The organism is Ruoffia sp. FAM 20857, assembly GCF_045528645.1.
Classification (GTDB): domain Bacteria; phylum Bacillota; class Bacilli; order Lactobacillales; family Aerococcaceae; genus Ruoffia; species Ruoffia halotolerans.
On record NZ_JBGQRB010000124.1, the window covers coordinates 1 to 436 of the forward strand.

1 pseudogene is annotated in these 436 nt (G+C 32.3%); it reads right to left on the reverse strand.

The window, feature by feature from the left end:
* Positions 1-321: 321 nt before the first annotated feature.
* A pseudogene (locus ACEN4N_RS11515) lies at positions 322-436 on the reverse strand (IS30 family transposase); the annotation flags it as partial.

Consider the following 436-nt stretch of genomic DNA (forward strand, 5'->3'; position numbering starts at 1 on the left):
AAAGACTTGAGTTATAAAAGAATCGAAAAGCGACATTTCCCCCATGGGGGAAACCCTATACCTAAAAGTCTAATGGGGTATGTCTTTTGAATAACAATAGTGTTGCATTTGATTTGACAACAGAGGAATAGAAATATGTTAAAAACTATTCATATTTCATTCAGGAAGAAATAGAAAAGAACGCTGAGTTTACAAGAAGATGAAGGTTAATCTTGATAAAAATTGCTTACATAAAAAAAGGGAGGAAAGACATGATAAATTCATCGTATATTTCTTGCAATTTGTTCGTTTTTTTCTTATATTTATAAGTAATTTGATTTGTCAAATTAAGCTAGACAAAACTGCTTCATCTAAGTAACTCAAAAATACTTCCAACGGTGTTCGGTAGTGTAAGGATTTCCGTGGAATCGTGTTCCGTTTGTGTGCAATCGATGAC